This is a genomic window from Chryseobacterium sp. CS2K3, assembly GCF_059515185.1.
In genome coordinates, this window is the sequence record NZ_JCAKRW010000004.1 from 1 (window position 1) to 24601 (window position 24601).

Below are 24601 nucleotides of genomic sequence, written 5' to 3' on the forward strand. Positions count from 1 at the left end.
ATATTCGTGAATTCGTGGCTATTATAAAAGTACCTAATATCCATCTTCAATTTTATCGGAGATAAAATCCTTGAGCCTTAGCATCCACACTTTTTAAATCACTTTGCGCCTTAGCGTTTTCCAACAATCTCATCAAACTTAAAGCACCAACCATTACTAAATATATCCATATAAATAATAAAAGATTCGTGCATTCGTGGCAATATAAAAAGTCTCTAGTACCAAAACGTAATTTTATCGGAGGCAACTTGCGTATCAGTTTTTCCAATAGACTACATTGCTTTCCTGACAACGATTTTTGCAATAAAGATCAAACATAAAGAAAAATAAATCCTTATTTTTGTATTGTTCAATGAAAGATTACTACTATTTTCTCGGTATACCCCAGGATGCTTCAGAAGAAGACATCAAGAAGGCTTATAGGAAATTATCCTTAAAATATCATCCCGATAAAAATGAAAACGACGACTTCTTTGCAGATCGGTTCCGTGAAATTCAGGAGGCGTATGAAACATTGAGTGATTCCTCGAGAAGAAAAGCTTATGACCAGAATTTGGAAAGTCACCAGAAAAGCTTCCGATATAATATTCCGCCAGCCATTAAAACATTTACGGCTAATAAAATTCATGCAAAAAAAGGAGAGGAGATTATCATCAGCTGGCAGACCAGTAATGCTGACGTGGTAAAAGTATTACCTTTCGGATTAGAAAAACCTTATGGAGAAAGGATTTTTAAAATCACAGAATTTAAGGATGGTAAATTCCAGCTTTTGCTTCATGCAACGAATTCGCTTTTACACAAAACTGTGGTTCAGGGAATTACCATTACGGAGGTTTTTGAGAATGATGCTGAAAAATTCAAAAACTCGGTGGAGGAAATGTTTAAGCCACAGCCCAGAACTGTAGTTAATAAAAGAGGGCTGCCCAAAATTGTTATGCTGTTTTGGGGAGTTATTGTCTTGGCAATTGCCTTATATTTTCTGATTAAAGAATTTTTTTAAGCCATTTTCTTTCTTCCAGGACATTTTTTACATCTTTTTCCTTTCTTGAATTTTTTGCAGCAAGATTTCTTTTCACAGAACATCTCTTCGTTTTTGAAAGAGTACACAGGAGTTAACGGCGCAACTTTAAATGGGACAATCATATTCATGCTGCAAATATATTAATTTAGAATAAATATAATTAATAAAATTTCATAAAATTCTTAAAACCTGATCTATAGCAGTGTTAATAGATTTTTTGCTTTCCATTTATCTTTTAAATTTACTGTTAATTAAGGAAAATTTTTTACTAAAACACCACTTCAGTTTTTATTTTTGTTTTTAAAATGATAATAAGTTTTGACAGCTTTCGGATCAATATTTCACTATTTTATTATCAATATATTGAAGATATTGTTGAATAATATTTATAAAATCTATGTAATTGATGTTTAAAGTAAATTAAACTTCATTCAATGGCTATCAAAAGAGAAGTTATTTAAAACAACTGGGCGATCTAGTGAATTATCATTGATTTTATACTCTTGTACAATCGTGTAAAAAATTGTAATTTTACCCATCTTTTTACAAACAAAATCTAATAAATAAAAATGAATACAGAACAGTTTGTGAGCCGTCACATTTCTCTTAATGAAGCCGATAAACAGGCGATGTTAGAAAAACTTGGCGTTTCTAGTATTGAAGAGTTAATTTCTCAGACCATTCCTTCTTCCATCCGTTTAGAAAAAGATCTTGAGATCTCAGAACCACTTTCGGAGTACGAAATGTTGAACCACTCAAAAGAGCTGGCATCAAAAAACACTGACTATACAAGCTATATCGGTTTCGGATACCACAATACACTTTTACCATCAGCTATTCAGAGGAATATCTTTGAAAATCCAAGCTGGTATACTGCATATACGCCGTACCAGGCTGAAATTGCACAGGGAAGATTGGAAGCTCTTCTTAATTTCCAGACTGTTGTATGTGACCTTACTGGTTTTGGTCTTGCTAATGCATCTCTGTTAGACGAGTCTACTGCTGCTGCTGAAGCAATGCATATGTTCTTTAATAATAGAACTAAAGATCAGAAGAAAGGAGAAGCTAATAAATTCTTTATTTCAGACCTTGTATTGCCTCAGACTATCTCTGTATTGAAAACTAAAGCAGAAGGGTTAGGAATTGAAGTGGTGATTGGTGATCACAAAACCCATGCATTGGATGCATCTTATTATGGTGTTTTATTACAATATCCAGGGAAAAACGGTATCGTTCTGGATTATACAGAAGACATCGTAGAATACAAAAAATTAGATCTTCAGGTAGCTGTTGCTTGTGATCCGATGGCATTGGTGAAATTGAAATCACCTGCTGAAATGGGCGCTGACTGTGCAGTAGGAACTTCACAGAGATTTGGTATTCCATTAGGTTACGGAGGTCCTCACGCAGCATTCTTTGCTTGTAGAGAAGAATATAAAAGAGATATTCCTGGAAGAATCATTGGGGTTTCTCAGGATATGTACGGAAAACGTGCCTTAAGAATGGCGCTACAGACAAGAGAGCAACACATTAAGAGAGAGAAGGCAACTTCTAATATCTGTACTGCTCAGGTTCTTTTAGCGGTAATGGCTGGTATGTACGCAGTTTACCACGGTCCAAAAGGATTAAATTATATCGCTGACCAAATTCACTTTAAAGCAAATGCTTTAAAAGGAGGTCTTAAAGCTTTAGGATATCAGGTAGTAGAAGAGCCGATCTTCGATACCGTGAAAATTACGATGGCTGAAGATGAGAAAGCGAGATTAGTAAGATTGATGCTGGATCATAGACTTAACCTTAACTATTTCACTGAAGGTGTTGTAAGTATTGCAATCAACGAAAGCACAACATTAGAGAAATTAAACTATCTGATGGCTTCTTTCGCTCAGTTTAAAGATAAGCAAACTTTCAAACTTGAAATCAAAGAAGGATACAGTATTCCGGAAGAAAACCTGAGAAAGGATGAAATTCTTACAGAAGAAGTATTCAACAAATATCATACTGAGACAGAATTGATGCGTTACATCAAGCGTCTTGAGAGAAAAGATTTATCATTGACGCACTCAATGATTTCCTTAGGATCTTGTACGATGAAACTAAACGCCGCTACTGAAATGTTGCCGCTTTCATGGGCAGATTGGGGTAGTGTTCACCCGTTTGTACCGGTCGACCAGGCAGGAGGATATCAGCAGATGATTGCTGAACTTGAAAAAGATCTTGCAACGATTACTGGTTTCGCTGGAACATCATTACAGCCAAACTCTGGAGCTCAGGGAGAATATGCAGGATTAATGGTGATCAGAGAATACCATATTTCAAGAGGTGACCACCACAGAAATGTAGTATTGATCCCTCAGTCTGCACACGGAACAAACCCGGCTTCTGCAGCAATGGCAGGAATGAAAATCGTAGTTGTTAAAAACCTTGAAAACGGAGAAATCGACTTCGAAGATCTTAAAGCTAAAACAGAACAGCATTCAGCGAATTTATCAGCTGTAATGATTACATATCCATCTACTTACGGGTTCTTTGATGCGAACATTAAAGAAATTACAAACTTAATCCACGAACATGGAGGACAGGTATATATGGATGGAGCAAACATGAACGCTCAGGTAGGATTTACAAGTCCGGGAAATATCGGAGCAGATGTTTGTCACTTAAATCTTCACAAAACTTTTGCAATTCCTCACGGAGGTGGAGGTCCTGGAGTAGGTCCAATCTGTGTGGCTAAACACTTAGTACCATTCCTTCCTTCTAACGCAAACATCAAAATCGGGTCTAAAGAAGCTATTGATGGTATTTCTGCAGCACCTTACGGTTCAGGATTGATCCTAAACATTTCTTATGCTTACATTAAGATGTTAGGAACAGACGGATTGAAAAAAGCTACGGGTCACGCGATTATGAATGCTAATTATCTTAAAGAAATTTTAGCTGCGCATTTCCCAATCTTGTACTCAAACGAAAACGGAAGAGTAGCTCACGAATGTATCGTAGATTTCCGCCAGTTCAAATCTTTAGGAATTGAAGTAGCTGATGTAGCGAAGAGATTGATGGACTACGGTTTCCACGCGCCTACAGTTTCATTCCCGGTTGCAGGAACATTAATGATTGAGCCTACAGAATCTGAAAGCAAAGCAGAAATTGATCGTTTTGCTGAAGCTTTAATCTCTATCAAACACGAAATCGATGAGATTGCTAACGGAGAGGCAGATCCGGCAAACAACGTATTGAAAAATGCTCCTCATACAGAACAATTGGTAATCTCTGATTCTTGGGATAAACCATACAGCAGAGAAAAAGCAGCTTATCCGCTGGAGTGGGTAAGAGACCACAAATTCTTTGCTTCTGTATCAAGAGTAGATGAAGCTTACGGAGACAGAAACTTAGTTTGTACTTGTGAGCCAATCGAAGCTTATATGTAATTAGAATTTTTTCTAGATATTGCAAATCCCTTTCAATGATGAGAGGGATTTTTGTGTTAGCTATTCTAAGTTTTGGTTTTTACAGAATGAAGGATCTTAAAAAACTTAATTTGCAATAAAATAAAAATATTGGCTATTGAGAGGTTCATATTTCATGATTTCAAAAAGATGATTGTCTTGTTCCATTTCATTTTTTGAACTGTAATAAATACCATATGAATTATCTGTAAATCCGTCTATAAGATAAAAAATACCTTTGTTTGTTTTGATGGCACAATAGAGATTTAATTCCTTGATTAAATTAAGTATTTCATTTTCTTCATTTGAGAATTTTATTCTATTTTTAATCGTTATTTCTGGAGAAATAGGATAAGGTGAATTCTTATCGATGAGATAGCTCCAAAAAACATTTTTTTCTTTATAAATATTATCAATTCTTTGAATGGTACTTTGGTTAAGGTAGATTTTATGATGTGACTTTAATATGTATTCAGAAAGAACATTAAATTTCTTAATATTCATTTTAAAATGAGAACTCCAGTTATTTTGAGCATTAATTCCATCATTTAAAAAGGTGTTGGGTTTATTCATTGCGACTTTTTCATGGAGTTCATATTTACTGGAAAATGCACCCCAAATGAAATTAGGAATCTGGCTGGATGTATATACTGAATCCAATGCCTTAACTTGTTTTTCTTCTAAAGGCCGTATATCCCATTTAGAAAATGGTTTGGAATAAAGCAAAAAGGTTTCTAGTGATGCAGATTCTTTTTCAGTAACCTTGACTAAATATTCAAAAGCTTCTTGGTCGAACTTCTTGTTAGATTTACTTTGGGCAAAGCTTGTTATTGGTATTAAAATGATAAAGAGGGTAAAAAAAAATTTCATTGTTTTAAATATTTTCTAGCAATTTTATCACTTCGGTATGGTTCTTTTCCTTAGCTATCTGTAAAGCTGTTTTTCCATCTTTATTTTTAATAGTCAGATCTGGTTTGTACTGCAGAAGTAATTGTACTCCTTTCACGTTGCCAGATTGTGCACAATACATGATTGGGGTTTCATGATCTTTATCCAGATTATTGATATTAGCTCCTTTTTGGGCAAGAAAATCAGCAATATCCAGATGGTTTCTTGATACAGCTATACAAAATGGGGTTGCGTGATCAGAAGCTATTGCATCTACTTCAGCATTATTTTCAACAAGCATTTTTACAATATCTAATTTGCCATTTCTGGCAGCAAAAGTTAATGAAGTCCATCCATTAATGTCCTTAAAATTAGGGTTGGCTTTGTTTTTCAATAGCAAATCAGCAATGTTGGTGAATCCTTCCTGGGCTACCATATGTAATGCTGTAGCTTGGCTTTTCAATTGAGTGTTGACATCTGCACCTTTGTTAATTAGAAGTTCTACTAATTTAACATTTCCAGTTGCTGAGGCTGAGAATAGTGGTGTTAATCCATGTTCTCCCTGTTTTTCGTTCACATTTTCACCTTTCTCAATAAGTTTGGTTACTTTTTCAATGTTTTGATCTTCAATAGCTTTAATGAGTTTTTGCGAGTACATTGAGCTGAATGTAAATGTAAATAATGATAAAGCAATAAAGATACTCTTGGTTTTCATGGTGTATAATTTTTGTTAGGAAAGACCAAATATAGTTAATAAAGACTAATAACGGCGCAAAGTATTCCAAGTTTGAATACTATTATTTCACTTGCGGGCGTAAGAGTAAATTGTCTATTGTTTTTTTCAATGAGATCCAATAAAAAAGCCTTCCATAATTTTGAAAGGCTTAATGTGTTATATTTACTTTGTTATCTTCTCTTGTAGCTATAAGCAACTAAAATTGCTACACCCATAGTAAGCACGGTTATCATTGAAATCATTTCAAGTGAGATTCCACTTTTCATCTGTGTGTTTTCTTTTTCACATGAAAAAAAGAATAATACTGTCATTAATAAACAGCCCGATAGTAATTTTTTAATCATAAATGTATTTGTTTGATTCTTAATTTTTTATGATCAAAAAGTATACCGAATTTGTAGACTAAAATAGTGCTGTTTTAAAGGCTTTTCGGGATGTTTATAAAATTTATTAGGTATTTATTTTATATATTTTAACGAGACAAGATCCTTTTTGTTCACCTTTCTTCATTCCAATAGTAGTTGTCCGGATATATCCTGTTTCCAAAAATAGCTGTTCCAACACGTACAATGGTGGCGCCTTCTTCAATAGCTGGTTCCAGATCGCTACTCATTCCCATAGACAATTCAATCATTTCTACATTAGGAATAGCATTGAAAATAATTTCCTGCTGAAGGTTTTTAAGAATTTTAAAACACGGTCTCACTTTTTCAGTTTCTGCACTGAACAAGCCGATAGTCATCAGACCTTTAATCTTCAATGTGGGAAATTCAGCAATCCTTTTAGTAAGTTCAACAGCTTTTTTCGGATCTACACCAAATTTGCTTTCCTCATTGGAAGTATTCACCTGGATCAAAACTTCGATGGTCCCTTTTTCAGCTAAAAGCCTTTGATGTAGTTTCTCAGCCAAATCCAGACGATCAAGAGATTGTATACAAGTGACATTGTATTTCAGAATATCTTTGATTTTATTGGTCTGAAGATGCCCTATAAAATGATTAGTGTGAGGTATATCTTTTAATTCTTCAAACTTCTCCTTCAGTTCCTGTACTTTGTTTTCGGCAATTAAAGACTGTCCATGCTCAATAGCGATTCTAATGCGGTCAGCGGAAACGGTTTTAGTAGCCAATAAAAGTTTTATATCACTCGAATTTCTTCCAGCCTTTTCACAAGCATTTTGGATACGGGTGTTAATGATTTCAAGATTATGAATGATGTTTTCTTTCATCATTGGGAGATTTCTTTAGCTTCCAGTTTTTGTATTAACGCAGCTTTTACAGAGGTTAAAGCATGATCTTTGGCTTCAGCAAAAGAAACAGAATATTTCCTTTCAATAATTCTCATATCTTCAGGGAACTGAGCCAATAAGGTATCATAGAACGAGTCCAGAAATTCTACAGAAGGCATTTCATAGCTGATTTTAAGCTGAAAACGTCTCAGTATTGCTGTATCAATAATTTCAGCATGATTCGTTGCACAGATAAGAAGAGCATTTTCAGGATAGTAATCAATAAGCTGGATCAATGTGTTTACCAATCTCCTCATTTCTCCCACATCTTTATCATCGCTGCCTCTTGCTTTCCCAATCTGATCCAGTTCATCAAGAAAAAGAACACATCTTTCTCTTCCGGCTTTATCAAATATCATTTTTATATTCTGAGAAGTTTCGCCAATTCGGGAGGAAACAATATTGCTTAAATTTAAAATGATAATATTTTTTCCAAGAGCAGTAGCAATGGCTTTTGCAGTCATTGTTTTACCGCAGCCTGAGCTTCCTTCAAGAAGAATCTTGTTGTTTACAGGAAGACCATATTCTAAAAGTTCTTTACTGTAAGTGTTTTCTTTAATAAGCTGAACAAGAGAATCCCTGTTATTTTTGGTGAGAAATACTTCGCTTAGGTTTACTTGTTCTTTATCTTGAATAATGAGGTTATAAAGATTCATGATGATAATTAAAGAAACAAAGATAAAGCTTTATTGAATGTAATATAAATCCTGATACGGCATAAGCCGATAGTCCAGAGAACAGGAGATGATGTGGAAATAATTATGCAATTTAATTTAACGTAAAGTTTTTACTCTTATCTCATCTTTTCAAGGGGCGATCATGGATTTTAGTTTGACGCAAAGTCTTATAACCTTATCTCTTATTCTTAAGAAAGCAAAGGATTGAATCAATTTCATTGATTCTTTTAAGCGAATGTCTATCACAACGCTTTTGATTTTGTACTAGCTCCCAACTTTTGCGTCTGATCTGGGATGATCTACTCCTGAGAATAAACTTTTTAAAGTAGCTATAAAAAAAGAGAAGCTAAACGTAAGTTTGGCTTCTCTCATTGGATATTAAAATTTGTTATGAAACTAAGATCTTCTTGCTATGTTTTTGGGCCCTTTTACCCCATTGGTAAAAGAGCGATCTGATTTCTCAGAGTAAAAACATAAAACAATATAATTAGTATAGTTTTGTTATAGGCTTTTTTATTTAATTATTAGTTTCTTTCTCTTCTTACTGTCATAAAATATGATGAGAATACTACTAAACATGTTGCGATACCGATATAAGTTACCATTTTGTATTATTTTTAATTATTTGACTTTTTTTTATCAATCTTTCAATTGCAATATTACAACTTTCAAATCGCGTGCCAAAGCAAAATATTATGATGTATATCAGTGTGTTATGAGTGGTTTATTTAATTTTTAGATGATTTTTTGTTTACAATCTGTTAATGTATTATTGTGAATTTATTAATATATTTATTGTTCTGTCTTTAAAAAAATATGAAAACGTTAATCATTTGCCGACTTCTATATTGGAGTTGATAAAACAAATAATAAATAATGCATGGCATAATATTGCCGTAAACTACTCTAAATGGGTGCAAAATTTTAGCGTGAAGCTCACTCCAGTGTTAAGAAAATTTATTTTTAGCAATACTTTTTGAACAAATATTTTTGTCACGTGTCATATTGTAGGACATATTTTCGTGTCAGAATTAGAAAATAGCGACACCATTCTATAAATTTTTATGCCATTACAGGAATTCATGAGGATAGGCAGTTGTTGTGATCCAGTTGAATATTGTATGAGTGTACGGGACCAGATGACCATATTAAGATATAAAGAATAAAGAAATTGGTTTTATTACTTTTGCAAAAATAAAATACATCATATGGGACGCAGTTATATTTTTCTTGCATTAGCAATTATATTTGAGATTATAGCAACTACTTTTCTGAAAAAATCAGAAGAATTTTCAAAGCTGCTACCCTCTATTATTACTGTGGTTGGATATGCCTGTGCTTTTTACTTTTTAAGCTTAACACTTCGTCACATTCCTGTAGGAATTACTTACGCGATTTGGTCCGGAGTAGGAATTGTCTTTATAACAATGATCGGAATTATAGCATTCAAACAAGTGCCGGATCTGCCAGCTATTATCGGAATTGCTTTAATCGTGATCGGGGTGATCGTAATCAATGTATTCTCAAAAATGGGAACACATTGATTCTAAGATATGTTTATTGTTACTTTAGTCTGTGAATGCTGCTTTGGAAAAAGTGGAATAAAAATATTTCATCATAAAAGATCTCCAAACTGTTTTCAGCGATAAAGTCGGAATGACGGTTTTTGTCCCCGGAAAAATCTTCTTCCACAAACACAAACCATAATTCAGAAAGTCCGTGTCTTTTTTTAAATTCTTCAGAAGTATTACAGTCAGGAAATGAAGAGTTTTTCATATCATAAAACAGTATTCCCTTCAAAAGACCATGCTGTTCGATAATATTGATCGAGTGATGAAGGTAATCAATAACCTTTATATTACTATCCAAACATTCAACGAAGTGATGAAGATCAATCAGCTGTATTACCTTTTCTTCCTGTTGAGACTCTGTCATGAAAAAATATTTCGTTGTTATTTCCTGAGTTAATTCTTCAAAAACGGCTAATTCCATATGCATTAATTAAACACTGCAAAGAAATAAACAAAAGAGAAGCTTGAAATTGTTTTTATACAAAACGGCTTGTATTTTATACGAAATTTTGATACATCAGTTGGTATAATAATATATAGGTTTTGTATAATATTATAGCTACAATTCATGGTATTATCTATTTTTGTGAAATGATATAATTCAATAATATGAAATACAGCCAATGGAAGTTTAAGGAAACACAGGCAATAGATTTTCTGGTGGAAGAACGGTATAAATTTAGAAGACACCTGCTATTTCTTGTGTTCTTTTTCTTTCTGTTGTACAGTTCAAGGTTCTGGCATTGGTATTCCGGGATGTATCAGTATTATGTATTGCTTTTTGTGTATTCCATATTGATTGCAATGGTTTATATCAATATTTATGTGCTGGTTCCCAGGTTTTTCTTTAAAACAAGATATATCACTTATTTGGTATTGCTTGTATTCATGGGGGTGATAGGACTAAACATTATCGGATATGGTTTACGTTCTGTTTTTGCCGAATTCAGAACCATAAGCTTTCCAAGAGAAACCGAAAAGGCAGGAGTGTATGAAGGAATTTTAATGTGCATCCCTATTATTCTGACCACAACAACCGTTAAACTCTTACAAAAATGGATCAATGATAATAAAAGAATCAATGAGCTGAGTAATCTTACCTTAAATATGGAATTAAATGTTCTCAGAAACCAGATTAATCCACATTTTCTGTTCAATATGCTGAATAATGTAAAAGCGCTCATAAGAACAGATCCTGCAAAAGCCTCAGTCGTGATTGTCAAACTTTCAGAATTTCTGCGATATCAGCTTTATGAAAATAGTGAAGAAAAGACCTTGCTGACTTCTGAAATTGAATTTCTGTCCAATTTTTTAAACCTTGAAAAAATAAGACGTGAAAATTTTTCTTTCGATATCCATATAGAAGCAGATAAGCGAACTTTAAATACTACATTTATCCCTCCGAATTTATTTACCACTTTTGTGGAAAATGCTGTAAAACATAGTGTTAATATTAGTGGTGAAGCATCCTGTGTGAAAATCAATATAAACGTAGAAAATAAAAAGCTTAGTTTTTTTTGTATAAACTCTAAAGACCCCGGATATTCTTTGGCTGATAAGAAAAGCAGCGGATTAGGATTGACAAATATTAAACGTAGACTGGAACTTCTTTATAATGATCAGTTTGAATTGAATACCATTTCTGAAGAGAAAGAATATACTGTAATTTTAAAAATTTCTGTGTAATGAACTGTATTATAGTAGATGATGAACCATTGGCAAGAGCAGAAATGCGGTCTCTGATTAATGAATCCTCAAAGATAGATATCCTCGGGGAATTTTCTAATGCTCCGTCTGCACTGGCTTTTCTTAAAGATAATGATGTAGATCTTATTTTTCTTGACATCGAAATGCCGATGGTAACAGGATTAGAATTTGCAGAAATGCTTCCCAAAAGATCACTGATCATTTTTACTACGGCTTATTCTCAATACGCATTGAAAAGCTATGAGCTGGAAGCGGTAGATTATCTTTTAAAGCCAATTGACTCCCAAAGGCTGGAAAAAGCTATCGATAAAGCAATTCTCTATACCAAGCTTTTATCTAAGGATACCGTAAAAAATTTGGTAGAATCTAATACTACAGACTTTTTATTCATAAAAGCAGATCGACGATTTTATAAAATCAGTTTTTCTGAGATTAAATTCATAGAAGGACTCAAAGATTATGTTGTAATTCATACCAGGCAACAGAAGCTTATCACCGCTATGAATTTGAAAACGATTCACCAGAAAGTGTCTGAAGAAACATTTATCAGGGTAAGTAAGTCATATATCGTCAATGCAGATTATATTGATTCATTTGATAATCACAGCATATATATTGATGATTCTGAAATTCCGATTGGAGAGGTATATAAAGCTGAATTTTTTGCGAAATATGCTGGCGGATTTTTAGGAACAGACTGATTTAATATGTAATGAGTAATATTGTCGTTATATTTCAATCACCGCTTGGTTATATCAATAGCAGCGGGCTTTAGCCAAAACCTAATCCGAATCCGAATCAATAAATCTTCTGATCTTTTTCACAATAAAAACTTCTTCTTTTTCCTAAACCTGTTTTCTTTTTGGTAAGCTTCTGACCACATTTTGGGCAGGTAGATTTTGTATGAACCAACCAATGTTTTTTTAGAGTAAAATCTCTTTTCCATTCCAAAAAATCAAAACTGTAATTTCTGGCTTCCGAAATAAGTTCTTTTCTTTTTTTGACAGGAAGTTTTCCCAAAACACTTTCCGGTTGTACACCAATTCTAAAAAGAACTTCATTTTTAATAATATTTCCAACCCCTGAAAAAATATTTTGATCCATCAGAGCGTCACAAACCATCATCGCTGGGTTCGATTTCAGTTTTTCTTCAGCTTTTTTAGGACTCCATTGATCGCTCATGACATCTGCTTCCCAATCGATAGTATTAAGAAATTCAGGATCAACAGATTTTACAGAACAAGTGTAAAAATAGATTCCTTCATTTGAAAAAAGAAGAGCAAGACGCAAGCTTTTATCCGGTTTGGTTTGTTCATTAATACTGTAAGATCCAAACATCAGCAAGTGTATCCGAATAACCGAACTTTCAAAAACAAGATAAGTTTGCTTTCCAAAAGTACGGATTTCAAGAAGTGTCTGACCAATGAAAATATCTTTGTCAAATTTAGCATTACCTGTTGCCTCGGTTACCTTTTTATTGATAAACGGTTGCAGGCTTTCTTTCATTAAAATAATAGATGGACCTTCAGGCATGATGTTACTTTTCTGCAAAAGTTCAAATATCATTCCGTAGTTATCTTAAAAATAGCTTTTCTAAGATGATAGAGTTACCATCATTTTTATTGCTTTTGACCTACAAAGCGTATCACAGAGCCAGTTCCATTGTGAAATAAACCCTCTTGAAGTTCAATCTCCGTTTCCTGAAGCTCTATCACAGAATAGTTGGGAAAATCTTCTTTAATTTCTTCAATAGAAAATAAATCATCAATATTTCTTGGACCACCTACTTTTTCGTTTCTTGTAACATAATCAAGATGACTTTTACTGAAAGCTTCAAAAATAATAAAACCACCCTTGCGCAGATATCGATTCAGCATTTGATGAATAGATGATTTTATATCTGCTGGAAAATGAGCATAAATAAGAGCAATCACATCAAATTGTTGATCACCATAATCCAATGTTTGCAGTTCACCCACCCGATAATCGATATGTACGCCGCTTTGTTCTGCAAGTTGTAAGGCTTTTTGTCTGCCCTGTTCGCTAATGTCAAATGACGAAGTTTCCCAGCCTTGTAAAGCAGCATAAACAGAATTGCGTCCTTCGCCATCTGCAGGAAATAAGATGGTGCCCGGATTCAATTTTTTGAGTTGCTCCTCCAGATATACATTAGCTGTTGTACCATACACAAATTCAGGATGCGTATATCTTTCATTCCATTTGTCAAGCCATATGTTGTCTTTCATTGTAATAGTTTAATTTTTATCAAATGTAAGAGCTTTTCCTTTATTGTAACCCAACGAAACAACACTGATGATTATAGATTTTTTGAATGATAATGAGTATCTAATAAATATTTAAATACTATTCCATAAAATTAAAATTTGGAGTAATTTTGAAAAATGATGAATTTAAACCAGATTTTCACCAATCAACGTACAGGAAACAATCCACATACTAAAGCTTCAAGAACTGATTTTCAAAGAGATTTCGACAGGATAATCTTTTCATCCGCATTCAGAAGACTGCAGAATAAAACTCAGGTTTTTCCATTGCCGGGAAGTGTATTTGTACATAACAGGCTGACACACTCTCTGGAAGTGTCGTCCGTAGGAAGAAGTTTAGGAAGTATTATTGGTGAATTTATTGCTGAAGATTACAAAAATGAACTTACTGAAGATTCAAAGAATTTTTATCTATATAATTTAGGAAATGTTATTGCAGCAGGATGTCTTTGTCATGACGTTGGAAATCCAGCTTTTGGACATTCCGGTGAAGATGCTATCGCAAGTTATTTTGAAAGAAATGAAAAAGATCTGAAATCAAAATTCAATGAAAAAGAATGGGCAGATCTGGTTAATTTTGAAGGAAATGCAAATGCGATCAGAGTATTGGCACAGCAACAGCAGGGAAAAGATGCCGGAGGAATTCAGCTTACATTTTCTACGCTGGCGAGTATTGCTAAATATCCGTGTGAAGCTGTAGCTAAGAAAAAAGGAATTATTCATAGAAAGAAATTCGGTTTTTTCCAAAATGAAAAGGATATTTTCCTTGAAATTGCAAAAGGAACCCAGCTTATCTCCGAATGTGAAGAGCCTCATATTTTTAAAAGACACCCTTTCGTATGGCTTGTAGAAGCAGCCGATGATATCTGTTATAATATTATCGATATGGAGGATGCTCACAGATTGGGAATTGTTTCAACAGCAGATTGTAAAAATCTATTTTTTGAACTGGTAAAATCTGAGACGGATGATGTTCAGAGAATTGAAACCAAATTAAGTTCTATCTCAAACGAAAATGAGCAGATTTCCTATTTAAGAGCAAAAGTTATCAATGCTTTAATCAATAAATCAATTGAGATGTATAAGCACAACTTTGAGACAATTCTTGAAGGAAATCTTGATAATGGGTTATTAGATATCTATAAAAAAGAAAATAAAGCATTGCAGGATATTGCCAGTTTTTCTGTAGAAAAAATTTACAATCACAAAGCGGTTGTTGAAATTGAAAATGCCGGTTACAATGTAATGTATGAATTGCTGGATCACTTTATTCCATCTATTCTAAAACCTGAAGACGAAAGAAAATCATACGATAAAAAAGCCCTGAAATTACTTCCAAGGCAGTTTGTATATGATCACGGAACTGATTACCAAAAAGTATTGGGAATCATTGATTTCGTTTCTGGAATGACAGATAATTATGCTACTGATCTTTACCGAAAAATCAAAGGAATTGATATCGGAATGACCGTATAATTTTTAAAGCTCAAAAGGCGTTTTTGAAATAATAATAGTTCGCGGATATTCTGTTGTCATATCATAAAAAGTAGGGTCAACAGCTTTTACGATCACTTCATCATTCACGAGTTCAAAAACAATATTTTTGATAATCAGACTGTTGGTTCCCGTATTTTTTAAGTAAAAAGCTTTATTGAATTTTCCTTCAGCAGTAAATGTTACTTTTTTGTCTTTAGAAATGACTGTTTTCACTTCTTTAATAAAAAATTCAGTTGTCTGCGCTGGATCTTTAATAAAAGAGTTTAGCATTTGCATAGGAAAAGAAAGAGCTATTTTATCTGGCTTATCCATTGTTATAACAGACTGCATATAACTGAAATTATTCTCTTTTTGTTGCTGGTAGTCTTCATTTTTGAAATCCTCGGTATAATAGACGCCAATATGAGTTTCCTTATCACCCAATAATTGAAGGGTAATTCCGGTAGAAAAGATATTTTCATTATTCTGTCTTAATGGAATCAGGTCCAATCTTTGGGTCAGACTGGTTCCTGTATTGCTGTAATTAGCTAGAGTAGTAGAATAAAAAACTTTTTCTGTTATTTTAAAAAGTTCCGTTACCATGCGGGACTTTTCGTATACAAATCTATTGTGGCTTTGATCTTTATTCTGAAAAATCAGATTTCTGGTGTGAGGATAATAGGGTCTGCTTTGTTGCGCATTAAAGTGGCAGGTTGCCAAAGCAAGCATGAATAATGGAATTTTCATTGGTATTAGTTTAAGTTGTAAATATACTTGATTTAAAACTAAAGTATTATCTTTATAGTAATCAATATAAAAACTAAACTATGGGTATTTTTCTGGCTCCTATTATTATTTTCGGACTTATTATTTTATTTGCTTCATTTTTTGTAGTTAAGCAGGAAACAGCAGCAATCATTGAACGTTTCGGGAAATTTCAGGGAGTAAAACATTCCGGACTTCATCTTAAACTTCCGATCATAGATCAGATTGCAAAAAGGCTTAATTTGAGAATTCAGCAATTGGATGTGATGATTGATACCAAAACATTGGATAACGTTTTCATAAAAATGAAAATTTCCGTTCAGTATCAGGTCATCAGAAATCAGGTTGGAGACGCCTATTATCGTTTGGAAAATCCTGAAAATCAAATTACATCATTCGTTTTTGACGTAGTTCGTGCAGAAGTTCCCAAACTAAAGCTGGATGATGTATTTGTAAGAAAAGATGATATTGCAGTTGCCGTAAAAAGCGAATTACAGGAAGCGATGAACAGCTACGGATATGATATTATTAAAGCCTTGGTAACTGATATTGATCCGGATGAGCAGGTAAAACATGCAATGAACAGGATCAACGCTGCAGAAAGAGAAAAAACAGCGGCAGAATATGAATCTGAAGCACAAAGAATCAGAATTGTTGCCGTGGCAAAAGCCGAAGCAGAATCCAAAAAATTACAAGGGCAGGGGATAGCAGATCAAAGAAGAGAAATTGCTAAAGGACTTGAAGAATCTGTAAGAATGCTGAATAACGTAGATATCAATTCCCACGAAGCATCAGCGCTTATCGTTGTAACACAACATTATGACACTTTACATTCTGTAGGAGCAAGCAACCGAAGCAATTTGGTTCTTCTTCCTAACTCACCTACAGCAGCAAGCGGAATGCTGAATGATCTTGTTGTAGCAATGACAACAGCAAATACAGTAGGAGAGGCTACAAAAGGTAAATATCCGGACCCTCCTCAAAAAGATTCGGGATATTAGAGAGAAAGGAAGCAGGATGCCGGAAGTTATGGTTGTCGAAAGTAGTGATGAAACTCTTTTTATAAAAGCTTTTTTGGCTAACATCTATGCAAATTGATAAAGATAAGTTTACTGTCTGTCATTACTTCCAGCATCCAGCTTCAGGCTTCCTAACCATAAAATAAAAAGCTTCAGAAATTTCTGAAGCTTTTTATTTTATTTTATTTCTTTGTTTTAGAAACCTGTTCTACCAATGTATATTTGATAGAAGAAGCATCTGCTGGTGGATTAGCTATTTTTTCTGTTTTTACTTTCAGAACATATTCATAACCTGGTTCATAAGTAAATCCTTCGATGTTGCTGTAGAAATTTGTCCAGTTATCAGAAGCATTTTCCTTTACCTGCATACATTTCATACGTCCTGCTCCTGCTGAGCAATCTAAGGTTTCAGCACCTATGATAAGTGTTTTTTCATTCGCTGCCATTCCTTCTTTTTTAGTTTTGGAAACCTGCTTTACCAGTGTGTACTTGATAGAAGAACCATCAGCCGGTGGATTAGCTATTTTTTCTGTTTTTACCTTTAATACATATTCGTATCCAGGTTCGTAAGTAAATCCTTCAATGTTTGTGTAGAAGTTGGTCCAGTCTTCCGATGCCTTTTCTTTTACCTGCAGACATTTCATTGGAGCTACTCCTGTACAGTCTGCGGTCTGTGGTCCTACGATGAATGTTTTTTCATCAGCTGCGGATACTCCGGCAGTGGTTGTACATTGCGTCATGGCAAATAATGCTAATGCAGGTGCTGCCCCTTTTAGAATTGTTGCTATACTTTTCATAAACTTGATTTTAAAAACCATACCTCGCAATTACCATGCCGAATTTTCCCCGAATTAGTGGATTTCAGCTATTGTTTTTTAGTTTTTTAATCATTTAATTTGACGGCTCCAATAAACAAAGCCGTAAGAATAATCTATTAAATACAATGAAATGTAGATCAGAAATACTGGAGACCAATACATTATAAATAGAAAAATATTCCGGATTATATTCTGTTTTATAGCAAAATTAAAGGGTATAATTAAGATTTCCGAAGTTTATATTTTGAAGGAAAGAAAAATGAATTTGAATTGATGAAAAAACTAATCGTATTAATTTCTGCTGTCTTTGCAGCCGGTAGCATATCTGCTCAAAGAGTAGACAATGCTTTGCAGGGATATTTTGAAGAGCAGGGAAATAAGGCACTTTATAAATCATTTAATTTTGATGGAAACGGAAGAATGGTAGGAGGGATGTCTAATGGGCATTATTTTACCAGAAATGATAGTTTGGTCGTATTTCCGGATAAGGATGTGTTTATTTTTAAAATTAAGAAAAACAAACTGATTGGTATTTCTCATTGGGTAAAAGATGGCGTCTGGATTCGTAAACAAGACAGTAGTGAAATTAATAACAGGAAGAACCCTGTTGCCGCTCAGAAGAATGCAGCTTTGCTTGCTGGTTATTACGATAAAACAAAGAAGATGACAGGTTTTGATGCTTTACTTTCAGATGATCTTCTTATTGCCAGTGAAAGCTTTTGTGATCAAGGGCTGGCTAAGGCATGTCTGAACACTTTCGGATTAAAAATGATGAAATATACTCCCGGATTTTTAACAGGTGCTGAAAAAGTTAAACAGAAAAAATTGCAGCCACACCCTGAATTAATCAAGCTTTCAAAGAGAATAATAAGCTTGGGTGATACCGAAGGATACAACGTTTTGGGAAGCTATTACTATCTTTTAGGATTTCGGGAGAAGGCTTTTGCAACCTGGAGTGAAGGTGAAAAGCATGGAGATGCAGCTTCTATTCTATCCAAAGGATTGATTGATTTTGGGGAGGAAATGGATAAAGAGGCTAAAAAAGTTAATAACAACAATAACAATAAAAAGACAAAATGATGAGAATCATACTTTCCTCAGTCTTGGTTTTAATCTGTTCTTCGTTTGTGAATGCGCAGAAGCTAAAAAAAGAAGATGTGGTAGGATTTTGGAAATTAAAGGAATCAGGTTTTTATGAAGGCAAAAAGAAAGAGAAGAAGGATTTTGATAATTGCCTTTTAATGAGAAATTATACAATAAGAGACGATGGTTTTGCGATCTATAACCGTATAGAAGGAAGCGTGGGAAATTGTCTCCCTACTGAGCCATCACTATCTTTCTGGAAAATTATAGATAACAGAATCCAGTTTTATATAAATAAAGATACAATTATTGATGAGGTAGTAGTCACTCTGAACAGTGATAAAACCATTACTTTTACCAGTTATATTCCTCAGCCGATTAAGGATAAGGATCCAAATTTGGAAAAGATGCTAAATACAGTTTATTATGATGTGTTAGAAGCTTATTAGCAATATTATTTCCTCATCATTTTATAATAAGTTATCTCAGGAGTTTAAATTATTGTAATTCTTGAGGCTGGTTATTCGTGTCATTAAACTTCTGCTTACCAATTAAAAGTTCAAAAAACAATCTGAAATCAGAAAATAAAGACCATAAAGGATATTTGAATGTAGCAGGTTTGTTTCTCTCAATAACAGCGTGACTAAACCATGCAAATCCATAGCCTACAATGGGTATGTACCATAGAAATCTTTCTTTTCCTGAGCTGATAACGTATCCGATTACTACAAAAACCAGAAGTGTACCGATAAAGTGAAAAATTCTGGTTCCGGTTTTACTATGTTCCGTAAGATAGAATTGATAAAATTCCCTGTAAGTTTTAATTCTTTCAGACATGGCAGTGTTAGTTTGATGTTATATCGGAAGCTACAGCAATAATTCTGCCGATTTTTTTAAATGAATAAAAAGGAAAAAGGGCAAAACTGTAAAAAGATAATGCATTACATTCACTTTTCGCAGCTTTGCCCTTTTATAATTAGCAATTATGTTTTAATTATTCCTTAATTCTTTTCCAAGTTTACTGTTTTTGTAACCATAAAAGAAATAGATCACCATACCAATCAGGAACCATATTCCGAACCAGAACCAGTTTTCGTGGCTCATTCCTGTAAGAAGGTATAAACATGAGCTTAAACCTACTAATGGAATCAGGGAAAGATTCTTCACAAAAGTTACTCCGCACATAATAAGATTAAGGATAATGAAGAAGAAAATAGAAGCTCTGAATTCCCCTTCTTTAGGATCTCCCCAGTTCATTAGTGTTTGAAAAAACTCTGGCTGCCAGAAATAGAAAGCAATTAATCCTCCGATGAAAACAATAGGAAAGATGAACTTACCATTGATATAAGGAAGGTGAAATCTCCCTTTAATCTTTTCTTTTGCCGGAAGTACAAGAACTCCTGCACATACCAACACGAATGCGAAAATAGTTCCGATACTTGTAAAGTCAAGGATAAATGTTTTATCTGTAAATAAAATTGGAATCCCTACTACAATTCCCGTAACGATTGTTGCAAAAGAAGGCGTTTTATATTTTGGGTGGATTTTAAGGAATTTCTGAGGCATTAATCCGTCACGGCTCATGGCATACCAGATTCTTGGCTGTCCCATTTGGAACACTAATAATACTGTTGTAATTGCTACAATCGCCACAAATGAAACTACAAGTTCCATCCATGCAACATTGGCATTGGTCTTTTCAAAGATAAAAGAAAGCGGATCTCCCACACCATCGAATTTTCTGTAATCTACCATACCTGTTAGTACCAAAGTAAGTGCTATATAGATTACTGTACATAATACAAGGGAGATAATCATTCCTTTAGGTAAAGTCTTTTGAGGATCTTTAGTTTCTTCAGAAAGTACACTTAAAGCATCAAAGCCAATATAAGCAAAGAAAACTCCCGATACGGCACTCATAACTCCTGTAAAACCATTGGGCATGAATGAAGGGCTTCCTGTTGCAGGGCTTATCGGTGTCCAGTTATCTGTATTGATATAAGAAAAACCTACTAAAATAACCAATAAGATTACTCCTAATTTTAAAATTACCAATGAGTTATTGAAATTTTTACTTTCCTTTACTCCTACATAACAAAGCCACGTGATTAAACCATTAATAACTAAAGCTGGAACATCAACGATAAATTTAAGACTTCCGATTAAGGGGGCGCTTTTCCATGCATTTAACAGCTCTTTATTCTCGGAACCATTTATAAACGCTTTCCGGGCTTCTGTATAACTGCAGGTGAGGTAATCCGGAATATGCATTCCTAAACGTCCCAGAAAACTGGTGAAATAATCAGACCAGGAAAAGGCAACATAGATGTTTCCAAAGGAATATTCCATAATCAATGCCCAACCGATTATCCAGGCAATAAGTTCTCCGAAACTGGCATAAGCATAGGTATAAGCAGAGCCTGCTGTAGGGATCCTGCTGGCAAATTCAGCATAGCATAGAGCCGTAAACCCACAGGCAAAACCACAAATCAAATATAGAAGGATAACACCGGGACCACCTCTGAAAACGGCTTCTCCCAAACTACTAAAACTTCCTGCTCCTATTATCGCCGCGATACCAAAAAAAACAATGTCCCATACCCCTAAAACTCTTAAAAGTCCTGTTGAAGTATCTGTATCCGAATAGATTTTTCTTCTAAAAAGGTGACTCATTCAATAACTATATTTGATTTGAAAAAAAACAAATGTAATGATAATTACAAAAGTATGTTAAAAAATAGCTAAATTTTCTATATTTTTCCTTAAACTCCCTTCGCAGACTTGTTTAAGCAATAAGTTTTCAATACTTTCGTTGATATATTTAGACTAATTTTCTTATATCAAGAAGAATGAAATCAAAAAAAATACTTTTAGCGGCTGCTGTTATTTACTTCGGAATTACCGATGCCCAACAGTCCCAATATTTTACACAGAAAGAAAATTATAGATTCAATCTAGCTGAAAATCTTTACCAGACAAAAATATACAACGCTTCCCAATACGAATACGCAAGACAATATTTCTACAATCAGAATCTGTCTCGTTCGAAAAAGGAAGCGGCTCAGTTTTTTGACAACGTGATCGGAGTTATTCTTCAGAAAAATCACGCTGAGGAAGGATTAACAGCTTTTATGAAAGAGTATCCGAATTCTGCTTATTTTGCGCAAGCCAATCTTCCTTTGGCAGATTATTATTTGGCAAAAAAAGCCTTTGACAAGGCTTTGGAAACTCTGAAGAAAGTGAATCAATACCAGCTTTCAAAAGAAGAGAATACGCAATACATTCTGAAATTGGGGTATGCCAAATTCATGATGGGAGATTCTAAAGGAGCTACAGATGCTCTTGAGGAGGCTTATAAAACTGCTGATCCGTCGCAAAAAGGCGATATTGCTTACATGCTTGGGCATTTGTATTATAGCAACAGGCAGAATGATAAGGCTTTCCAATATTTTGATTCTATTAAAGATCAGGATAAATTCTCAAAACTGGTACGTCCTTACTATGTACAGATGTATTATAATGATAAGAATTATGATAAAGCAATCTCTGAAGGAAACGCCTTGTTGAATGAAAACATTTCGGAATCGTATAAAGCAGAGGTTCATAAGATTATAGGAGAAAGTTATTTCATGAAAAATGATTATACTTCAGCCTATCCTCACTTAAAGGATTATCTGAGTATACAGCAAAACCCTTCTGAGAATGACCTTTATGAAATGGGATTTGTAGCGGCTCAGCTTAAAAAATATGATGAAGCCGTTTCTTATTATAACCAGCTCCTTAACAGCAATTCAGCATTGGCGCAGAATGCGTACTATCAATTAGGGAATGCCTATTTGGCTGTAGATAAAAAGCAGGAAGCACTTTCAGCATTCCGTTCTTCTTATCAGATGGATTATGATGCAAAAGTGAAAAGACTTGCTCATGAACAGTACGCCAAATTAGGATATGATATTGGTAACCCGTTTGAAAATCCTTCATCAGTTATTCAAAGCTATATTAATAATGATCAGAATGCATCCAACGCTTCGGAAATGAGATCGTTATTAGTGAAATCATATCTGTATTCAGGAAATTATAAGGAAACATTGAACGCTATTGACAGATTGCAAAGTTCTACTCCTGACATCAATAAAGTAGATCAGGAAGTTTCTTACCTTCTGGGAACAGAAGAGTTCAACAAAGGAAATTATGATGAAGCTGAAAAGTATTTCTTAAGAAGTTTAGGTTTCAATATTAATAAAGAATTTAATAGCAGGGCTTTGTATTGGCTGGCTCAGGTATATTATCAAAAAGGTAATTATCCGTCTGCAATTGCTCGTTATGAAAAGCTTCTTAATGAAACTTTCCCTGAAAAACAGCAGTTACCTTATGATTTAGGATATGCTTATTTCAAGGCTAAAAAGTTCGATCAGGCGGCAACTTATTTCAAACAATACCTTGCCAATCCGAAACCAGAGTTTAAAAATGATGCGGAACTTCGTTTAGCAGATATTCATTACGCCAACAATGATCTGAACGAAGCGATTGCGATCTACGATAAAAATGAAGATGCTACAGATTATACTTTATATCAAAAAGCAATGGCTCTAGGATTTAAAGGTGATACTCAGGCAAAAATCAATAACTTAAAAAATCTATTATCGAAATATCCAAGTTCAGAATATTACGATGATGCTCAATATGAAATAGGGACAGCGTATGCTGCTCAGGATGATTTTGCCAATTCCAATGATTATTTCGGGAAAGTTATTAAAGGTTCTTCAGACAAAGATCTGATTGCCAACGCATCTATTTACAGAGCACAGAATTATATTGATCAGAACCAGAATGATAAGGCACTTTCTGAATTGAAATCATTAGGTGAGCAATATAAAAATACGGCGTATGCATCAAAAATTGTTCAGGCTGCAAAACCTATTTTCACAAAGAACGGAGATGTTTCAGGATATGAAAACTTTGCGAGAAATATTGGTGTAAATGTGGATGCTTCTGAAATAGATGAGATCAACCTTTCTACCGGAAAACAATATTTCGCGAAGAAAGACTACAAGAATGCAATTTCTTACTATGAAAAGTACCTGACTCAAAATCCAACTGGGGAAGGGCTTTATCAGGCTAAATATGAGCTTGGAGAAAGTTATTATCAAACCAATAACTCAACAAAAGCACTTCTTGTATTACAGGAAGTAGCGGGAGTACAGAACGATTATCAGGATGATGCGCAGACTCGTCTGGCTCAGATTTTTATAGCACAGGGAAATAATGCTGAGGCAAAGAAATATCTTGAAGGCATTAAAAACTCTTCCAATATCAGTATTAAAAACTATGCAAACGTAGAGCTGATGAAACTGTACGCGGAAGAAAAGAACTTCTCTGAAGCTGAAAAGCTTGCCAATGCAGTGATCGCAAACTCCAAAAACTCAGCAGCTGTGATTGAAACAGCGAAGGTGATTAAGGCGAGAAGCTTGATGAATTCAGGAAAAGATAAAGATGCTCAGACGGCTTATACTTCTCTAGAAAAATCATCTAACACGTCTGTAGCTGCAGAAGCATTATATGCAAAAGCATTTTACCAGAATAAAGGGAAAGCATTTAAATCTTCGAATGAGACAATCTTTAAACTTGCCAATAACTATGCCTCTGAAGAGTTTTGGGGAGCTAAGGCATTGGTATTGATGGCTAAGAACTATATTGGTCTGAAGGATAATTACCAGGCAAGTTATACATGTGATCAGATTATTGCGAACTATAAAGATTTCCCAGAGATCGTTGCAGAGGCAAAAGAAGTTAAAAAACAGATTAAAAAGTAAATCTAGGA

Annotated in this window: 21 protein-coding genes; 10 read left to right on the plus strand and 11 right to left on the minus strand. The window is 34.2% G+C overall.

What is annotated here, in order from left to right; genetic code table 11:
- Window positions 1–352: 352 nt before the first annotated feature.
- Both AC5YGG_RS07360 and gcvP read left to right on the plus strand, forming a co-directional pair.
- Complete coding sequence (locus AC5YGG_RS07360) at window positions 353–1000, plus strand: J domain-containing protein (RefSeq protein ID WP_496143886.1); 648 nt, start codon at window positions 353–355, stop codon at window positions 998–1000.
- 590 nt (window positions 1001–1590) lie between these two features.
- Window positions 1591–4449: an aminomethyl-transferring glycine dehydrogenase gene (gcvP, locus tag AC5YGG_RS07365; protein ID WP_496143888.1), complete on the plus strand. Its 2859-nt coding sequence runs from the start codon at window positions 1591–1593 to the stop codon at window positions 4447–4449.
- A gap of 105 nt (window positions 4450–4554) precedes the next feature.
- Here the strand turns inward: gcvP and AC5YGG_RS07370 are convergent, their stop codons facing one another.
- The 4 genes from AC5YGG_RS07370 to AC5YGG_RS07385 form a co-directional block, all read right to left on the minus strand.
- A complete protein-coding gene (locus tag AC5YGG_RS07370; protein WP_496143890.1) occupies window positions 4555–5337 on the minus strand; it encodes a hypothetical protein in 783 nt (260 codons plus the stop codon).
- Between the two features lie 4 nt (window positions 5338–5341).
- Window positions 5342–6070 carry an ankyrin repeat domain-containing protein gene (locus AC5YGG_RS07375; RefSeq protein ID WP_496143892.1) on the minus strand — a complete coding sequence of 243 codons (729 nt, stop codon included), beginning with the start codon at window positions 6068–6070 and terminating at the stop codon, window positions 5342–5344.
- A gap of 517 nt (window positions 6071–6587) precedes the next feature.
- On the minus strand, window positions 6588–7319 hold the full coding sequence (locus AC5YGG_RS07380; RefSeq protein ID WP_496144266.1) for a YggS family pyridoxal phosphate-dependent enzyme: 732 nt from the start codon (window positions 7317–7319) through the stop codon (window positions 6588–6590).
- Window positions 7319–8035, minus strand: coding sequence for an AAA family ATPase (locus AC5YGG_RS07385; protein ID WP_496143894.1), 717 nt, complete (start codon window positions 8033–8035; stop codon window positions 7319–7321). The genes AC5YGG_RS07380 and AC5YGG_RS07385 overlap by 1 nt, the downstream gene beginning before the upstream one ends.
- A 1229-nt stretch (window positions 8036–9264) precedes the next feature.
- On the opposite strand from AC5YGG_RS07385, the gene AC5YGG_RS07390 reads away from it, so the two are divergent.
- On the plus strand, window positions 9265–9600 hold the full coding sequence (locus AC5YGG_RS07390) for a DMT family transporter (RefSeq protein ID WP_496143895.1): 336 nt from the start codon (window positions 9265–9267) through the stop codon (window positions 9598–9600).
- A 19-nt stretch (window positions 9601–9619) separates the two neighbouring features.
- Here the strand turns inward: AC5YGG_RS07390 and AC5YGG_RS07395 are convergent, their stop codons facing one another.
- Window positions 9620–10048, minus strand: coding sequence for a hypothetical protein (locus AC5YGG_RS07395; protein ID WP_496143896.1), 429 nt, complete (start codon window positions 10046–10048; stop codon window positions 9620–9622).
- A 188-nt stretch (window positions 10049–10236) separates the two neighbouring features.
- On the opposite strand from AC5YGG_RS07395, the gene AC5YGG_RS07400 reads away from it, so the two are divergent.
- Window positions 10237–11313 (plus strand): sensor histidine kinase, encoded by a 1077-nt coding sequence (locus AC5YGG_RS07400; RefSeq protein WP_496143897.1) that lies wholly within the window; start codon window positions 10237–10239, stop codon window positions 11311–11313.
- Entirely contained in the window at window positions 11313–12035 is a 723-nt protein-coding gene (locus AC5YGG_RS07405; protein WP_496143898.1) for a LytR/AlgR family response regulator transcription factor, read from the plus strand. Before AC5YGG_RS07400 ends, AC5YGG_RS07405 begins: the two co-directional genes overlap by 1 nt.
- 97 nt (window positions 12036–12132) lie before the next feature.
- On the opposite strand, the gene AC5YGG_RS07410 is transcribed toward AC5YGG_RS07405, so the two are convergent.
- Together AC5YGG_RS07410 and AC5YGG_RS07415 are read right to left on the minus strand one after the other, a co-directional pair.
- Entirely contained in the window at window positions 12133–12900 is a 768-nt protein-coding gene (locus tag AC5YGG_RS07410; RefSeq protein ID WP_496143899.1) for a DNA-formamidopyrimidine glycosylase family protein, read from the minus strand.
- 53 nt (window positions 12901–12953) lie between these two features.
- On the minus strand, window positions 12954–13580 hold the full coding sequence (locus AC5YGG_RS07415; protein WP_496143900.1) for a class I SAM-dependent methyltransferase: 627 nt from the start codon (window positions 13578–13580) through the stop codon (window positions 12954–12956).
- A gap of 159 nt (window positions 13581–13739) precedes the next feature.
- On the opposite strand from AC5YGG_RS07415, the gene AC5YGG_RS07420 reads away from it, so the two are divergent.
- A complete protein-coding gene (locus AC5YGG_RS07420) occupies window positions 13740–15095 on the plus strand; it encodes a deoxyguanosinetriphosphate triphosphohydrolase (protein ID WP_496144267.1) in 1356 nt (451 codons plus the stop codon).
- Window positions 15096–15098: 3 nt separating this feature from the next.
- On the opposite strand, the gene AC5YGG_RS07425 is transcribed toward AC5YGG_RS07420, so the two are convergent.
- Window positions 15099–15842: a hypothetical protein gene (locus AC5YGG_RS07425; RefSeq protein ID WP_496143901.1), complete on the minus strand. Its 744-nt coding sequence runs from the start codon at window positions 15840–15842 to the stop codon at window positions 15099–15101.
- Window positions 15843–15922: 80 nt separating this feature from the next.
- Here AC5YGG_RS07425 and AC5YGG_RS07430 point away from each other — a divergent pair, with 80 nt between their 5' ends.
- Window positions 15923–16861 carry an SPFH domain-containing protein gene (locus tag AC5YGG_RS07430; protein ID WP_496143902.1) on the plus strand — a complete coding sequence of 313 codons (939 nt, stop codon included), beginning with the start codon at window positions 15923–15925 and terminating at the stop codon, window positions 16859–16861.
- 200 nt (window positions 16862–17061) lie between these two features.
- Here the strand turns inward: AC5YGG_RS07430 and AC5YGG_RS07435 are convergent, their stop codons facing one another.
- Window positions 17062–17676, minus strand: coding sequence for a DUF4377 domain-containing protein (locus tag AC5YGG_RS07435; RefSeq protein WP_496143903.1), 615 nt, complete (start codon window positions 17674–17676; stop codon window positions 17062–17064).
- Window positions 17677–17970: 294 nt separating this feature from the next.
- Between AC5YGG_RS07435 and AC5YGG_RS07440 the strand changes: the two genes are divergently transcribed.
- Together AC5YGG_RS07440 and AC5YGG_RS07445 are read left to right on the plus strand one after the other, a co-directional pair.
- A complete protein-coding gene (locus tag AC5YGG_RS07440) occupies window positions 17971–18777 on the plus strand; it encodes a hypothetical protein (RefSeq protein ID WP_496143904.1) in 807 nt (268 codons plus the stop codon).
- Window positions 18774–19229 (plus strand): lipocalin-like domain-containing protein, encoded by a 456-nt coding sequence (locus AC5YGG_RS07445; RefSeq protein WP_496143905.1) that lies wholly within the window; start codon window positions 18774–18776, stop codon window positions 19227–19229. The genes AC5YGG_RS07440 and AC5YGG_RS07445 overlap by 4 nt, the downstream gene beginning before the upstream one ends.
- Before the next feature lie 49 nt (window positions 19230–19278).
- Here the strand turns inward: AC5YGG_RS07445 and AC5YGG_RS07450 are convergent, their stop codons facing one another.
- Entirely contained in the window at window positions 19279–19617 is a 339-nt protein-coding gene (locus AC5YGG_RS07450; RefSeq protein WP_496143906.1) for an Mpo1-like protein, read from the minus strand.
- Between the two features lie 153 nt (window positions 19618–19770).
- A complete protein-coding gene (locus tag AC5YGG_RS07455; RefSeq protein ID WP_496143907.1) occupies window positions 19771–21453 on the minus strand; it encodes an APC family permease in 1683 nt (560 codons plus the stop codon).
- Window positions 21454–21629: 176 nt separating this feature from the next.
- On the opposite strand from AC5YGG_RS07455, the gene AC5YGG_RS07460 reads away from it, so the two are divergent.
- Window positions 21630–24593: a tetratricopeptide repeat protein gene (locus tag AC5YGG_RS07460; RefSeq protein ID WP_496143908.1), complete on the plus strand. Its 2964-nt coding sequence runs from the start codon at window positions 21630–21632 to the stop codon at window positions 24591–24593.
- Window positions 24594–24601: the final 8 nt, after the last annotated feature.

Bases quoted from the DNA above. Each gene is read 5' to 3' on its own strand.
- AC5YGG_RS07425 (WP_496143901.1), bottom strand. From the start codon at position 15,842: ATGAAAATTCCATTATTCATGCTTGCTTTGGCAACCTGCCACTTTAAT.
- AC5YGG_RS07450 (WP_496143906.1), bottom strand. From the start codon at position 19,617: ATGTCTGAAAGAATTAAAACTTACAGGGAATTTTATCAATTCTATCTT.
- AC5YGG_RS07445 (WP_496143905.1), top strand. From the start codon at position 18,774: ATGATGAGAATCATACTTTCCTCAGTCTTGGTTTTAATCTGTTCTTCG.
- AC5YGG_RS07380 (WP_496144266.1), bottom strand. From the start codon at position 7,319: ATGAAAGAAAACATCATTCATAATCTTGAAATCATTAACACCCGTATC.
- AC5YGG_RS07395 (WP_496143896.1), bottom strand. From the start codon at position 10,048: ATGGAATTAGCCGTTTTTGAAGAATTAACTCAGGAAATAACAACGAAA.
- AC5YGG_RS07460 (WP_496143908.1), top strand. From the start codon at position 21,630: ATGAAATCAAAAAAAATACTTTTAGCGGCTGCTGTTATTTACTTCGGA.
- AC5YGG_RS07375 (WP_496143892.1), bottom strand. From the start codon at position 6,070: ATGAAAACCAAGAGTATCTTTATTGCTTTATCATTATTTACATTTACA.
- AC5YGG_RS07385 (WP_496143894.1), bottom strand. From the start codon at position 8,035: ATGAATCTTTATAACCTCATTATTCAAGATAAAGAACAAGTAAACCTA.
- AC5YGG_RS07390 (WP_496143895.1), top strand. From the start codon at position 9,265: ATGGGACGCAGTTATATTTTTCTTGCATTAGCAATTATATTTGAGATT.
- AC5YGG_RS07435 (WP_496143903.1), bottom strand. From the start codon at position 17,676: ATGAAAAGTATAGCAACAATTCTAAAAGGGGCAGCACCTGCATTAGCA.
- AC5YGG_RS07360 (WP_496143886.1), top strand. From the start codon at position 353: ATGAAAGATTACTACTATTTTCTCGGTATACCCCAGGATGCTTCAGAA.
- AC5YGG_RS07415 (WP_496143900.1), bottom strand. From the start codon at position 13,580: ATGAAAGACAACATATGGCTTGACAAATGGAATGAAAGATATACGCAT.
- AC5YGG_RS07420 (WP_496144267.1), top strand. From the start codon at position 13,740: ATGAATTTAAACCAGATTTTCACCAATCAACGTACAGGAAACAATCCA.
- AC5YGG_RS07400 (WP_496143897.1), top strand. From the start codon at position 10,237: ATGAAATACAGCCAATGGAAGTTTAAGGAAACACAGGCAATAGATTTT.
- gcvP (WP_496143888.1), top strand. From the start codon at position 1,591: ATGAATACAGAACAGTTTGTGAGCCGTCACATTTCTCTTAATGAAGCC.
- AC5YGG_RS07430 (WP_496143902.1), top strand. From the start codon at position 15,923: ATGGGTATTTTTCTGGCTCCTATTATTATTTTCGGACTTATTATTTTA.
- AC5YGG_RS07455 (WP_496143907.1), bottom strand. From the start codon at position 21,453: ATGAGTCACCTTTTTAGAAGAAAAATCTATTCGGATACAGATACTTCA.
- AC5YGG_RS07405 (WP_496143898.1), top strand. From the start codon at position 11,313: ATGAACTGTATTATAGTAGATGATGAACCATTGGCAAGAGCAGAAATG.
- AC5YGG_RS07370 (WP_496143890.1), bottom strand. From the start codon at position 5,337: ATGAAATTTTTTTTTACCCTCTTTATCATTTTAATACCAATAACAAGC.
- AC5YGG_RS07440 (WP_496143904.1), top strand. From the start codon at position 17,971: ATGAAAAAACTAATCGTATTAATTTCTGCTGTCTTTGCAGCCGGTAGC.
- AC5YGG_RS07410 (WP_496143899.1), bottom strand. From the start codon at position 12,900: ATGATATTTGAACTTTTGCAGAAAAGTAACATCATGCCTGAAGGTCCA.